This window comes from Mesorhizobium sp. M0772 (genome assembly GCF_040320135.1).
Taxonomy (GTDB): domain Bacteria; phylum Pseudomonadota; class Alphaproteobacteria; order Rhizobiales; family Rhizobiaceae; genus Mesorhizobium.
In genome coordinates this window covers 18,052-31,545 of record NZ_JAMYPB010000060.1, presented here as the reverse complement: position 1 = coordinate 31,545, position 13,494 = coordinate 18,052, and the positions used below count along the sequence as shown (strand labels likewise).

The 13,494-nt window shown below is 65.3% G+C and carries 13 protein-coding genes; 8 read left to right on the top strand and 5 right to left on the bottom strand.

The annotated features are described in order from the left end of the window. Positions 1 to 128: 128 nt before the first annotated feature. Complete coding sequence (locus NKI06_RS27305) at positions 129 to 1,139, bottom strand: zinc-dependent alcohol dehydrogenase family protein (RefSeq protein WP_352839750.1); 1,011 nt, start codon at positions 1,137 to 1,139, stop codon at positions 129 to 131. A gap of 106 nt (positions 1,140 to 1,245) precedes the next feature. On the opposite strand from NKI06_RS27305, the gene NKI06_RS27300 reads away from it, so the two are divergent. Both NKI06_RS27300 and NKI06_RS27295 read left to right on the top strand, forming a co-directional pair. Continuing rightward, positions 1,246 to 2,193 carry a LysR family transcriptional regulator gene (locus NKI06_RS27300; RefSeq protein ID WP_023828781.1) on the top strand — a complete coding sequence of 316 codons (948 nt, stop codon included), beginning with the start codon at positions 1,246 to 1,248 and terminating at the stop codon, positions 2,191 to 2,193. A 93-nt stretch (positions 2,194 to 2,286) separates the two neighbouring features. Beyond that, a complete protein-coding gene (locus NKI06_RS27295) occupies positions 2,287 to 2,787 on the top strand; it encodes a hypothetical protein (RefSeq protein ID WP_245259886.1) in 501 nt (166 codons plus the stop codon). A gap of 140 nt (positions 2,788 to 2,927) precedes the next feature. Here the strand turns inward: NKI06_RS27295 and NKI06_RS27290 are convergent, their stop codons facing one another. Genes NKI06_RS27290 through NKI06_RS27280 form a run of 3 tightly spaced genes read right to left on the bottom strand, consistent with a single transcriptional unit; the run spans position 2,928 to position 5,688 of the window. Next, positions 2,928 to 3,818, bottom strand: a complete 891-nt coding sequence (locus NKI06_RS27290; protein ID WP_352987683.1) for a PfkB family carbohydrate kinase — start codon at positions 3,816 to 3,818, stop codon at positions 2,928 to 2,930. Further along, positions 3,815 to 4,690 carry a MurR/RpiR family transcriptional regulator gene (locus NKI06_RS27285; RefSeq protein WP_023672510.1) on the bottom strand — a complete coding sequence of 292 codons (876 nt, stop codon included), beginning with the start codon at positions 4,688 to 4,690 and terminating at the stop codon, positions 3,815 to 3,817. The genes NKI06_RS27290 and NKI06_RS27285 overlap by 4 nt, the downstream gene beginning before the upstream one ends. After that, positions 4,687 to 5,688 carry a TIM barrel protein gene (locus NKI06_RS27280; RefSeq protein ID WP_352987682.1) on the bottom strand — a complete coding sequence of 334 codons (1,002 nt, stop codon included), beginning with the start codon at positions 5,686 to 5,688 and terminating at the stop codon, positions 4,687 to 4,689. The genes NKI06_RS27285 and NKI06_RS27280 overlap by 4 nt, the downstream gene beginning before the upstream one ends. 238 nt (positions 5,689 to 5,926) lie before the next feature. Here NKI06_RS27280 and NKI06_RS27275 point away from each other — a divergent pair, with 238 nt between their 5' ends. The 6 genes from NKI06_RS27275 to NKI06_RS27250 are packed head-to-tail and all read left to right on the top strand — an operon-like array spanning position 5,927 to position 11,804. Next, positions 5,927 to 6,529, top strand: coding sequence for a CDP-alcohol phosphatidyltransferase family protein (locus NKI06_RS27275; RefSeq protein WP_352987680.1), 603 nt, complete (start codon positions 5,927 to 5,929; stop codon positions 6,527 to 6,529). A 41-nt stretch (positions 6,530 to 6,570) separates the two neighbouring features. Further along, a complete protein-coding gene (locus NKI06_RS27270) occupies positions 6,571 to 8,352 on the top strand; it encodes a bifunctional alpha/beta hydrolase/class I SAM-dependent methyltransferase (RefSeq protein ID WP_502900623.1) in 1,782 nt (593 codons plus the stop codon). A gap of 4 nt (positions 8,353 to 8,356) precedes the next feature. Next, a complete protein-coding gene (locus NKI06_RS27265) occupies positions 8,357 to 9,715 on the top strand; it encodes a phosphatase PAP2/dual specificity phosphatase family protein (protein ID WP_352987678.1) in 1,359 nt (452 codons plus the stop codon). A 10-nt stretch (positions 9,716 to 9,725) separates the two neighbouring features. Beyond that, complete coding sequence (locus NKI06_RS27260; RefSeq protein WP_352987677.1) at positions 9,726 to 10,160, top strand: hypothetical protein; 435 nt, start codon at positions 9,726 to 9,728, stop codon at positions 10,158 to 10,160. A 3-nt stretch (positions 10,161 to 10,163) separates the two neighbouring features. Further along, the gene (locus tag NKI06_RS27255) at positions 10,164 to 10,832 is read left to right on the top strand and encodes a lysophospholipid acyltransferase family protein (RefSeq protein WP_352987676.1); all 669 of its coding nucleotides are present in this window, start codon (positions 10,164 to 10,166) and stop codon (positions 10,830 to 10,832) included. Positions 10,833 to 10,871: 39 nt separating this feature from the next. Next, positions 10,872 to 11,804, top strand: coding sequence for a phosphatidate cytidylyltransferase (locus NKI06_RS27250; protein WP_352987684.1), 933 nt, complete (start codon positions 10,872 to 10,874; stop codon positions 11,802 to 11,804). Positions 11,805 to 11,820: 16 nt separating this feature from the next. On the opposite strand, the gene NKI06_RS27245 is transcribed toward NKI06_RS27250, so the two are convergent. Next, the gene (locus NKI06_RS27245; protein ID WP_352987675.1) at positions 11,821 to 13,428 is read right to left on the bottom strand and encodes an FGGY-family carbohydrate kinase; all 1,608 of its coding nucleotides are present in this window, start codon (positions 13,426 to 13,428) and stop codon (positions 11,821 to 11,823) included. Positions 13,429 to 13,494 lie beyond the last annotated feature (66 nt).

Sequence of the window (13,494 nt, the reverse complement as noted above, 5' to 3'; positions counted from 1 at the left end):
CGCCAAAATCTCCATGCCTTGCGATATCGCTGGCGCGAACCACCACGAAAGCGCAAGTTTCAGTCCATGCCAAAGCTATCTTAGCGCCTATGCCTCGAGGGGGGAGATTGGCAGGTCGCGCGCCTCGGCTACCAGTCGAGCTTGAACGCAAGCTTGCCGAAATGCTGCCCGCCTGCCGCCATGTGCGCGTAGGCTTCGGCCGCCTGCTCCTGGCAGAACACCTTGTCGACGACCGGGTCGATGCGGGCGGCGGCGATGGCGCGGACGGCGGCGCGAAGGTCAGATACCGACCCGGTGTTGTTGCCGACCACCTTCAGCGCCTTGATGATGATCGGCAGCAGGTCGACCGTGGCCTCGGCGCCGGTGACGAAACCGATGGTGAACAGCGTGCCGCCAGGCGCGGTGGCGTTGACGGCGCGGGCGAAGGTGGCGGTGCCGGCGGTCTCGACGACGAGGTCGGCGCCGAGGCCGCCGGTCAGTTCCAGCACCTTGCCGTCCCAGTCGGGCGTCGCGCGGTAGTTGATGAGATGATCGGCGCCGAGCGCCTTCGCCCGCCCCAGCTTCTCGTCCGACGAAGAAGTGATGATGACGGTGGCGCCGGCGGCTTTCGCCAGCTGCAGGGTGAAGATGGAGACGCCGCCGGTGCCGAGCAGCACGACGACCGAGCCCGGCCCGACATCGGCGGCGCAGACCGCGTTCCAGGCGGTGGTCGCGGCGATCGGCAGTGTCGACGCCGCCTCGAAGGAGAGACGAGCCGGTACCGGCACGAGCGAGTTGGCCGGCAGCGCGACATATTCGGCGAGCGACCCCGGCAGCGAAATTCCGCGCATCTGTGTCATCTCGTTAGGCCGGGGCGGACCGCCGATCCAGCGCGGCTTGGCATGGGCAACGACGCGATCGCCGACGGCGAAATCCGTAACGCCCTCCCCCAGCGCGACGATCTCGCCGGCGCCGTCGGCGACGGGAATGAGCGGAAAGCCGGGCACGCGATAATTGCCGCTGGCCACCGCCACATCGACGAAATTCAGGCTCGCGGCGCGCTGGCGGATCAGCACTTCGCCGCGCTGCGGTTCAGGCGTGGCAATGGTGGTGGCGCGAAAGGCGTCCAGCTTGGCGGCGGTCAGTTCGATGGCTTTCATGGCTCACGCATTCCTGTTTAAGGGGTCAATCGTCAGGATTGAGTGAAGCTATCTGCTGCGCTACAAGCAGATAATCCGGAATTTTTACATTTGAATCCTGTGCTTTATGCAGCAATCACACGACCCCGCCAGCCTTGCCGAAATGGCCGCCTTTGCGGCCATCACGGAAGCGCGCTCCTTCACCAAGGCAGCGTTGCGCGTCGGGCGCGACTCGACGGTTCTGTCACGCCGCCTGCAATCGCTGGAGGAGCGGCTCGGCGTGCGGCTGCTGCACCGGACCACCCGAAGCGTGTCGTTGACGGAGGCCGGAGCGGAGTTCCTGGTGCGTGTCCGCGCCATCCTGGCCTCGGTAGACGAAGCTGAGGCTGCTGCTTCCGCGCATGCCAGCGGGGCTCCGCGGGGCTTGCTGCGGCTGGCGCTGCCGGGAACCTTTGGCCGTATGTGGATCGGGCCGCTGCTGCCGCAATTTCTAGCGACGTTCCCGGATGTCAGCATCGAGGCCGAGTTCTCCAACCGGTTCGTCGATCTCGTTGCAGAGAACTTCGATGTCGCCGTCCGTCTCGGCGCGCTGGAGGACTCGCGCCTGGTGGCGCGCAAGATCGCGACACGGCGGCGGTTGCTGTGCGCTGCTCCCTCCTACCTCGCCCGCCGGGGCACGCCGGAAGCGCCGGAAGCGCTCACAGAACACGCCTGCCTCGGCTTCTCCGGCTTCCAGACCTTTCCAACCTGGGAGATGACCGACAGTTCGGGACGCCGCGTCAACGTCGACGTCTCGGGGCCGATGGTGTGCGACGATGCCGAGGTGCTGGTCGAAGCCGCGGTGCAAGGCCTCGGCCTGATGATGAGCACCGACTGGCTGGTCGGACGCGAACTCGCCGACGGACGGCTGGTGCCGGTGCTGGCGGACTGGACGCTGGCCGACGAAGGCGCGGTCTATGTGGTCATGCCTTCGGCCAAAGGACAAGCCGCCAAGACACGCGCCTTCGCCGACTGGATCGGCAAGCGCTTCGCGCCGGAGCCGCCCTGGACGTCGAGGCCGGTCTCAAAGGCTTGATCAATGGGGCGCGCCGGGGGCTAAGACGGCATGCCGCTGTCACCAGGCCCTTTGTCCTGTATGATCTCGTTGAATGTAGCTTGGGAGGGGATCATGCAAAGTGCATTGGCGAAGTTCATCATGGCAAGTTCCGTTCTGGCCGCGCTGCAAGCCGCGCAGCCGGCTTTTGCCGCGTCCTGCAACTGGAGCGCCAAGATGGAAGAAGACGAAGGCGGCAGCGTGCTGACGGCTTCGGTGTGCGGCGGACCGAAGGCCGATGCGCATCTGATGCTCGTCTGTTTCGACAAGCCGGTGCTGAGCTACGATCTGGGTGCGGCCGGCCAGCAGCTGGAGCCCGGCATCAGCGCTTCCTTCACCTTCAAGGGCGGTGACAAGAGCGTGACCAAAAAGCTCGACCTCGAGGCCATGTATAATTACTTCACGGCTGAGCTGAGCAAAGACGATCCACTGCTCGGCCTGTTGCGCGGCAAGGGCGACGTCACGGTTACGGCCGACAAATATGGCGAGAACAGCTTTCCGCTGACCGGCTCGAGCGCGGCCATCGGCAAGGTGCTGACGCAGTGCGGCAAAGGTTCGGCCGGCGACGCGGACTGAAGCTCCCTACTTTCGACCACGCAGCTTGGTCCCGCGCCTCCGTCAGGGCAAAGCCAAGCAGGTTCTCGCCGCGCCCGGTTCGCCGTTTCGCTCATCGACTGGGGCACGGGTTTGGAGGCGGCAATATGGAGCCTGAGTTTTCAACGCGAGCTGCGCTCTCCCTCCGGTGTCGCCACCAGCAAGGCGGCGGCGGCATTGGCCGTGGCAATCGCCGCTTCCATCGGATGGCCACGCGCAAGGCCTGCCGCGAAGGCGCCGACGAATTCGTCGCCGGCGCCATGGGTGCTGATGACTTTTACCGGAATGGCGCCCAGCGCGAAGGCCGCGCCCGTCCGGTCGCAATAGGCGACCCCCTCACCGCCGGCGGTGACGATCGCCGAGGGGTAGGCATCGATCAGCCGCCGCGCGGCTTCGGCTGCGCCGGCGAGCGTGTCTACGACCGGAACGCCGGCCAAAAATTCCGCTTCGATGGCGTTGACGATGACGATGTCTATCAGCGCGATCAATTCGGCCGACAGTGTTCGCGCCGGTGCGGCGTTGAGCACGACGCGGCCGCCGGATGCCTTCACCGCGCGCGCGGCAGCGATGTTGGCGGCGTCGGGCACTTCGTTTTGCAGCAACAGCACTGCCGTCTGTACCACCACCTCGCCCGCAGCCGCGATGTCATCACCGCCCAGGGTGAGATTACTGCCGGAGACGATCACCGCACCATAGTCGCCATCGCTGTCGAAGATCGCCACGCTCATGCCGGAGCCGGCGCCTGCCGCCACGCGCACGAAGCGGCGATCGACGTCGGCGCGATCGAGATTGGCCAGCAGCGCCGTGCCGAAATCGTCGTCGCCGACGGCGCCGATCATCGCCGCGCGCACGCCGGCGCGTGCCGCCGCGACCGCCTGGTTGCCGCCCTTGCCGCCGCATTTCGGCTGCCAGGCACGGCCGGTCACCGTCTCGCCCTTGCGCGGACGGTCGGGCGCGTCGACCATGATGTCGTAATGCAGGCTGCCGAAGACGGTGACCAGCGGAACCGTCATGTGCCGCGGTCTTTTCGTTTCGAGGTGACCGCCGACATGGTGCGGCCGAGATTGCGCTCCGCCGCCTGATAGTCGCGCTGCGCCACCGCCACGAACAAAGCGTCGAGGATGTTGAGCTGGGCGATACGCGCCGCCGCGTTCTCGCCCATCAGCGGCGAGCCTTGCGCCGTCGAGCACAGCACGATGTCGGCAATCTGCGCCAGCGGCGAGTTGTCGTAGTTGGTGATGGCCAACGTGCGGGCGCCGCTCTTGCGGGCAAGATGGATGGCGTCGATGACGGCCGACGTGTTGCCGGAATGCGAGAAGCCGACGGCGATGTCGTCGGCGCCGAGGAGCGAGGCCGACATCAGCATCATGTGCGAGTCGTCATAGACAGACGCGCGGATGCCGATGCGCAGGAATTTGTGCGAGACGTCGCGGGCGATCTGGGCGGAGCCGCCGACGCCATAAAAATCGCGGTTCCTGGCGCGGTAGAGCAGATCGGCGGCACGGTCGAAATCGTCCATGTCGAGGATCGCGAGCGTCTCCTCCAGCGCCTGGATCGAGGTGCGGAACACTTTCTGCACGATCTCGGCCGAGCTGTCGTCGACCGACAGTTCCTGGTGCATCTCGGCGGTCGGCAGGCGGCTGTATTCATAGACGGCGGTGCGAAAGTCGCGGTAGCCGGAGAAGCCGAGTTTCTTGGCGATCTTGACCACCATCGCCTCCGACACACCGGCCTCCTCGGCGATCTGCTTCAGCGGAATGGTCTCGTCGAAACCGCGCCGGCCGAAGACGGTTTCCACCACCTTGGCCTCAAGCGGGGTGAGATGCGGCATCATCATGCGGATGCGCGGCCCCACGGCTTTCAGATCGAGATTGCTCAACGTCACCCACGTCCCCTCGTCTCCGGCCCGAGCATGGCTTCCTGGACGATAGCCTGCGACGTCACGGCGTCCTGGCTGTCCATGGCGGCGGACAGGCGGTTATCCTTCTCCAGCCGGTCGACAACGCACAGCATGCGCTTTACGGTGGCGATGTTGACTTCGCATTCGCGCACCGGATCGAGCCCGGTCATGTCGGGGAAGGTGTCGAAGTAGATGGCGCCGGCGTAGCCGTCGCGGCGGATCTGGCGCAGCAGTTCGATGGTCTGCAGCGTGTGCACCGCGCCGACCATCAGGCCGTCGTCGCGCTTGGCATAGCCATCGTTGAGATGGACGCCGAGCAGCTTGCTGTGGCGAGCGATCAGCGCCGCGGCGAAGGCCGGCTGTTCGTCGGCATAGAGCACATGGGCGAAATCAAGCGTGACGCCGAGATTGGGTAGGCCGACCTCGCGGATCGCCAGCAAGGTGGTCGCGGCATCCGGCATTAGCGAGTAGGAGCGCGGTTCGTTCGGCTTGTACTCCAGGCTGATCTGGCAGCCGGGATCATGCGCGGCAACTTCACGAACCCCATCGATCTCGTGTTGCCAGAGCGTCGCATAGTCGGCCTGGAAGGCGTAATCGAAACCATCATGGCCGAGCCACAGCGTCATCAAACTGGCGCCCGCCGCGCGCACCGCATCGATACCGGCCTTGGTCAGGTCGATGGCTTCGCGGCGTACCGCCGGGTCCGGATTGGTGAAGGCGCCGAGCTTGAAGGCCGGATTGGAGTAGTAACGCATGGCAAAGCCATTGATGGAAAGCCCGAGGCCGCCGAGCTTTCGGGCGATTTCAGCCGGCTTTTCACTGACATGGTCGGGGAAATTAAGATCAAGATCGGTCAACCCGTCGACCTTGGCCGCGCGAGTGGCCATCTGCAGCATGGACGGCTTGCCGGTGAGATCAGGCCATTCGGCTTGCGGCCGCGAGGCGAAGGAATTCAGGCGGGTGGCGAAGCGACTGTTTGTCATGATCGACCTTTCAGTGATTTACTTCACATAAATACGAGTATTTGTAAAGTTATGATTTGCGAGGCGGTTTGTAGCGCGCAACATCCTGCTTGGCCGAGATCTTCGGCTGCGCCTCTGCATCCATGCCGGGAGTTTCGAGTCCCGCAACGGTGCGGATGCTGGTGCGAGCCCTTGCGCCCTGCCTGCCGATTGACCAATCTGGCCGACACTGTCATGAGCCGCGGTTGGGGGATCGCACATGCCAACGCTTTATCAACTGAAACCGGCCTTTCAGGCCAGGCTGCGGCCGCTGGCCGACCGGCTGGCCGATGCCGGCGTCACCGCCAACCAGATCACGCTTCTCGCCGCCGCGCTCTCCATCGCCACCGGCCTGGTGGTCGCGGCCTTTGCCTTCCATCCCCTGGTTTTCCTCTTGATGCCGGTGGTGCTGTTCGTGCGCATGGCGCTCAACGCCATTGACGGGATGCTGGCCAGGGAACATGGGCAAGCATCAAAACTCGGCATGTATCTCAACGAACTCTGCGACGTCGTCTCGGACCTGGCGCTGATCCTGGCCTTTGCCACCTTGTTCCCGGCCTGGGGTGTCGTCGCCTTCGCTATTACCGCCATGCTTGTCGAGTTCGCCGGCGTGCTTGGCGTTGCCGCAGGCAGCGGGCGCAACTATGCCGGGCCGTTCGGCAAGAGCGACCGAGCCCTGGTGCTCGGCGTCATCGCCTTCCTCATCGCCTGCGGCCTGTGGTTCCAAGCGATTATGCCCTTTGTGTTTCCGGTCATGGCTACACTGTCAGTCGTAACCGCCATCAACCGGATACGCGGCGGCCTTAGAGCGGGCGGCGCATGATGCCAAAGCGTCAGGCACCCGACCGCCAGAGGGAAACCATGATCCACCAGACCATTGCAGCCGGAGCACCGGCAAGCCTCGAGCGCATCGCGCAGGAGCGCACGTTCAAGAGCCATGACGGCACCGAGATCTTCTACCGCTACTGGCCGGCCGCCGAGTCGACGCCAAAGGGTGCGATCCTTCTGTTCCATCGCGGCCACGAGCATGGCGGCCGCATGGCGCATCTGGTCGACGAACTCGCCATGCCCGATCATGCCTTCTACGCCTGGGACGCGCGCGGCAATGGCCGCTCGGCCGGCGAGCGCGGCTATGCGCCGTCCTTTGCCGCCCTGGTTCGTGACATCGACTGCCTGGTGCGTGAGATCGGCCGGGATGGTTTTGGCCAGCGCGACATCGCGCTGATCGCGCAGTCCTTCGGCGCCGTGCTGGCCGCTGCCTGGGTGCATGACTATGCGCCCGACATCCGCGCGCTGGTGGTGGCTTCACCGGCCTTTTCGGTCAAGCTCTACGTGCCCTTCGCCAAAGAGGGCATTGCGCTGTGGCAGAAGCTCAAGGGCCGCTTCTTCGTCAATTCCTACGTCAAGGCGAAGTTCCTGACGCATGATGCCGAGCGCATCGCTTCCTTCGACGGCGATCCGCTGATCACGCGACCGATCGCCTCCAACATCCTGGTCGAGCTTTACGACCACGCTGCCCGCATCGTCTCGGACGCGCGCGCCATCACCGTGCCGACGCAGCTCTTGATCTCCGGCAGCGATTGGGTGGTGCGGCATGGACCGCAGCACGAATTCTTCGTCAATCTCGGCAGCAGCGCCAAGGAGCGGCATGTGCTGCCCGGCTTCTTCCACGACACGCTGGGCGAGCGCGATCGCCAGCAGGCGCTGGACCTGATCCGGCCATTCCTCGAAAAGCAATTTGCCACGCCGGAGAAAACCATCGACTTGCTTCAGGCCGACCGCGCCGGCTACACCCGCGACGAGGCCGAGAGGCTCGCCTCGCCGCTGACGCTGCTGTCGCCCAAGGGTATTTTCTGGGCGATGAGCCGCGCCTCGATCCGCATGGGCGCCTGGCTGTCTTCGGGCATGAAGACCGGCATTGCCACCGGCTTCGATTCCGGCTCGACGCTCGACTATGTCTACGAGAACGACGCGCGCGGCAGCGGCTTCATCGGCCGCATGATCGACCGCACCTTCCTCGACGCCATCGGCTGGCGCGGCATCCGCCAGCGCAAGCTGCATCTGGAAGAGCTGATCGGCAACGCCGCCGCCAGCCTGGTGGCGACTGGCCGTCCCGTCCACATGCTCGACATCGCCGCCGGCCACGGCCGCTATGTGCTCGATGCCGTCGCCAAATGCACTGAACCGCCAGCAAGCGTGCGGCTGCAGGATTATTCCGAACTCAATGTCGGGCTCGGCTCGAAGCTGATCGCCGAGCGGCGTCTGCCGACCAGCGTCACCTTTCATCAGGCCGACGCCTTCGATGCCGACATGCTGGCCGGGCAAAAGCCGGCGCCGGACCTCGCCATCGTCTCCGGACTTTACGAATTGTTCGCCGACAATACGATGATTTCCCGCTCGCTCGGCGGGCTGGCGAGCGCCATGCAGTCCGGCAGCCTGCTCGTCTACACCAATCAGCCATGGCATCCGCAGCTGGAGATGATCGCGCGCAGCCTGACCTCGCATCGCGGCGGCCAGGCCTGGGTGATGCGGCGGCGCACGCAAGGCGAGATGGACCAGTTGGTGACGGCGGCCGGTTTCGAGAAGATCGACCAGCGCATCGACCAATGGGGCATCTTCACTGTTTCGGTCGCTCGGCGCGTCTGAGATCATGGCCGCCCCTGCGACTGACCCTGCCCCGGCGCGGGAACCCTATTTGGGCATCGTGCTGAGGGCAGCCCTTTGGCTGGCGCTGCTGGCGCCATTCTTCTATTCGACCTATGGCTTTGCCAACTGGCTGGCGTCGCGGCGCGACCATGTCGGCAGCATCGTGTTTGCCTGGGAATACGCCCTAACCCCGTTCGTCGCCTGGACGATCGTGCCCTATTGGTCGATCAATCTGTTCTACGGCCTGTCGTTGCTGCTCAACACGACTAGGCGCGGCGTCGACCGGCTCGCCGGCCGCTATCTCTCGGCGCAGATCATTGCCGTCGCCTGCTTCGTCGCGTTCCCGCTGACGGCGACCTTCGTGCGGCCGGCAACCACCGGCCTGCCGGGTTTCCTGTTTGCGGTGCTCGGTGGTTTCGACAAGCCGTTCAACCAGGCGCCATCCCTGCACATCGCGCTGCTGGTGATCATTTGGGACCATTGGCGTCACGTTCTGGCACGTCACCGTCTCGGCGGCATTCTCCGCCCCGTCTGGCACGTCTGGTGTTTTCTCATCGGCGCCTCGGTGCTGACGACCTGGCAGCATCATTTCATCGACATTCCGACCGGCGCCCTGCTCGGTCTGTTTGCGCTGTGGCTGTTTCCGTCCAAGGGCGAATTGCCGTTCTGGGGTTTTCGGCTGACCGCCGACCCCAAGGCACGGCGGCTGGCGGGATACTATGCGCTCGGTGCCACCATTGCCCTCGCCGCCGCTGCCGCGGGGGCTTTCGTCTCCGCCGATTTTCTCATCCTGTTGTGGCCGGCATTGGCACTGGCCATGGTCGCCTTCGCGTATGCCGGGGCCGGCGCCAAAGTGTTCCAGAAGGCAGCCAACGGCAGCGTCTCACTGGCCAGCCGCATCCTGCTCCTGCCCTACCGGCTTGGCGCCCGGATCAATGTCTTGATATGGACCCGCCAGCTGGCGCCACAAGCGCAAATCACCGACGGCGTTTTCTTCGGCCGGTTTCCGAGCGCAGTGGAGGCCAACCGCTTCGGCACGGTGATCGACCTTGCCGGCGAGATGGAACGGCCGCGCGGCGTGACCTGCCGCTGGATCAGCTACGCCATGCTCGACCTCGTGGCGCCGCCGCACGACAGGCTGGAGCGAGCGGTGGCGGCGATCGAGTTGGCGCGCCGGCGCGGCACCGTCCTGGTCTGCTGCGCGCTCGGCTTCCAGCGCAGTGCAGCCGTCGTCGCCGACTGGCTGGTTGTGACCGGACGCTCGCACACTGCCGCGCAGGCGCGCAGGAAACTCGCCGCATTGGGCCGGCCCGTGCATCTTCAGATCGGGCTGGAAGAACCGGGGCTGGAAGAACCGACATGAGTTGGCCGGCATGAGTGGCGAGAATTTTCCCGAGAACGCCGAAATATTCGCCGCCGGACTGATGGTGCAGGCGGTGTGGCCGATCCTGCTGGTGGTCGCGGCTGTGATGGCAGCGCCGGTCATCGGCCTGGTGGCCGGACCGCAGACGACAGCGCTGTCCGCGGCGGCCTGGCTGGTCGCGGCGGCGGGCGCCGTGGCCACGCTGGCTCTTTCGGCCTTGCTTTTGTTCGATGCGCTGCTGTTCCGGCTGATGGCAAGCCACGCCAGCGAGGCCGCCGGGGGTGCCGCGGTCGACGATGTGCTGGCGCGCATGCGCCTGAAGCCCACCGCTGCCGGCGGCCGCTCGCTTGACCCTCGCATTGCAGGCACGCGCCGCCTGCTGACAAGGCAGCGCATGGCGCTCGCCATGTTTGCTGCGGCATCCCTTTTCGCAGCATTTGTTTGAGCCATGACAAAACTTCACCTGCGCGCCAACACCTTCACCTTGCTGCAGACGGTGACGTCGGTCGGCCTGTCGGCGGCGGCCTGGGTGGTAACCGGCGTCAGACCAATCTGGAACGGCAGCCAGCCGTCGGAGCGGCAGCGCATCTACTTCGCCAACCATGCCAGCCATGGTGATTTCATCCTGCTGTCGGCCTGTCTGAGCGAGAAGGTGCGCGCCCGGACCCATGCGATCGCGGCGGCCGAATATTGGGGCAAGTCGCGGCTGCGCCGCTTCATCGCGCAGGACATGCTGTCGTCCGTGCTCATCCACCGGCAGTGGACCGACGAAACGCAACACCCAATCTCGATCATGCTGTCGGTGCTCGACAACGGCCACTCGCTGATCCTGTTTCCCGAAGGCACTCGCAACACGACGGAGGCGGATCTGCTGCCGTTCCGCTCCGGCCTCTACAATCTGTCGATGGCGCGGCCGGATGTCGAACTCATCCCGTGCTGGATCGAGAACATGTCGCGCGTGCTGCCCAAGGGCCAGTTCCTACCGGTGCCGCTTTTGTGCCGCGTCGTCTTCGGTCCGCCGGTGGCGATCGCGCCCGGCGAAGAACGCCGCACCTTCCTCGAGCGCGCGCGCCAGACGCTGCTGTCGCTCAACCCGCGTCCCGATCGGGACCACTAGCATGACCAGGCAAAGAGACTTCGTATGACACTGCCGCCAATGCATGAAACCGTCATCCTGCTGGCCGGCCTGATCTGCGTGCTGACCATGGCGAGCATCGTTGCCGGTATCCTCTCATGGCGGGCGCCGAAGCCGCTGCCCTCGACGCTCGTCAACTTGAACCAGCGCATCAACGCCTGGTGGGTGATGGTGCTGGCGATCACCGTCGCCTTCTTCTTCGGCCGCACCGGCATGACCATCCTGTTTGCGCTGATCTCGTTTGCCGCGCTGCGCGAGTTCGTGACGCTGACGCACAGCCGGCGCAGCGACCACTGGGTGCTGCTCGGCATGTTCGGCATCATCATTCCCTTCCAGTACTGGCTGGTGTGGACCGCCTGGTACGGGCTGTTCACCATTTTCATCCCCGTCTACTGCTTCCTCTTGATGCCGGCGATCACCGCGCTCAACGGCGACACCGAGCGCTTCCTCGAGCGCGTGTCGGCGCAGCAATGGGCGGTTATGATCTCGGTCTATTGCGTCAGCCATGTGCCGGCGCTGCTGACCCTCAACGTGCCCGGTTTCGAAGGCCGCAGCCTCCTGCTCATCGCCTTCTTGATCATCACCGTGCAAGGCAGCGACGTGCTGCAATACATTTTCGGCAAGCTGTTCGGCCGGCATCTTCTGTCGCCTTCCGTCTCGCCGTCCAAGACCTGGGAAGGACTGATCGGCGGGCTGGTGGCGTCGAGCCTGCTCGGCGCGCTGCTGTCGTTCCTGACGCCGTTCTCGCCGCTGGCGGCGGCAGGCGTCGCCTTCATCGCCTGCCTGTTGGGATTTCTCGGCGGACTGGTGGCGTCGGCGATCAAGCGCGACCAGGGCGTCAAGGACTGGGGTCACCTGATCGAGGGTCACGGCGGCATGATGGACCGCGCCGACAGCCTGGTCTTCGCCGCGCCGGTGTTCTTTCACATCGTGCGCTATTTCTGGACGGTGTGAGCGGAAGCGCTGCCGCTTACTCGCGGATGGCGCGGCCTGCTTGCTGCAGCAATTCGAAAGCGGCGAAGCGCTTGTCGTGCCAAGGCACGAGATCGCCACCGGCCGGTCGATAGATGTCGCCGATGCGCGACATGCCGGTCATCGCAGCGATCACATCTTGATAGGTTCCAGCTGCCACTGCAGCCAGTATGGCCGAGCCGAGCAGCACCGGTTCGGGTGAAGTCGATCCGGCGACAGTCAGCCCCGTGGTGTCGGCCAGCAGCTGGCGCACCAGCTCGCTTTGCGCGGCACCGCCGCTGACGACGATGGTGTCGATGGCGATGCCTTTGTTGGCCATCGCCGCCACGATCTGGCGCACGCCATAGCCGATGCCCAGCAGGCCGGCGACATAGAGCGCGACCAGGTTTTCGAGGGAATTGTCCATGCCCAGCCCCGCGATCAGTGCCTTGGCCTCGGGGTCGGCGAAGGGCGAGCGGTTGCCCAGGAATTCCGGCACGACATGCAGGCCATCGGCAAGGTGGGCGAGCGAGGACAGGTCAGCCGACTTCGTTGCCGCCTGCCGGCCAAGCCAGGCGGTCAGGCCGAGACCTTCCGCCTTGGCTTTCGCGGATGCTTCAGCCGAGGCCGGATGGAAAACGACGAGATGATCGATCGCCGCACCGGCGGCCGACTGACCACCTTCGTTGAGCCATAGGCCCGGCACCATCGAGGAGAAATACGGTCCCCAGACGCCGGGCACGAAAGCCGGTTCGCTGGTGCTGGCCATGGTGCAGGCCGAGGTGCCAAAGACATAGGCCATGCGCGATTGCAGCGTGCCGACGGAACCAGTGCCGCCGACCGTGCCGACACCGCCGGCATGGGCATCGATGAGGCCAGCCGCAACCGGCGTTCCCGGCAGCAGGCCGAGATCAGTCGCGGCGGCCTCAGTCAGGCCTTGGCAAAGTGCCGTGCCGCCTTCGACGATTTCCGTGCCGATGCGGGCAAAGCCTTCATCGGCGAGCGCGCCGAGGCCGACGGCACGGAAATAGGCGTCGTCCCAGCGCCGCTCATGGCCGAGATAGGTCCATTTGCAGGTTAGCGTGCAGATCGAGCGCACCAGGCTGCCGGTGGAGCGCCAGGTCAGATAGTCGGTGAGGTCGAAGAAGTGTTCGGCTGCATCGAAGGTATCGGGCAGGTTTTCGCGCAGCCATAACAGTTTTGGCGTTTCCATCTCCGGCGAGATGGTGCCGCCGACATAGTCGAGCACAGCGTGCTTGCCGGCGTTGATGCGCTGAGCCTGGTCGAGCGCGCGGTGATCCATCCAGACGATGATGTTGCGTTGGCTGTCGCCCGAGCCGCCGACCGCCAGCGGCGCACCGCCCTTGCCGACCACCACCAGCGAGCAGGTGGCGTCGAAGCCGATGCCGGCAATGTCGCGCCCGGCGAGCCCCGACTTGGTCACGGCTTCACGCACGCTGGCGCACACCGCGCGCCAGATGTCCTCGCTCGACTGCTCGGCGATTTCGCCCGGTTCGATAAACAGTGCGATGTCGCGCTTCGCCGAGGCAAGCATGGTGCCCTTGCTGTCGAACACCCCCGCCCTGGCACTGCCAGTGCCGACGTCGATGCCGAGGAAGTGGGACATGGGGAACCTCAGAAGTTAGGCAGCAGGCAGTAGGCAGTAGGCAGTAGGCGAGATGGTCAGCAGTGA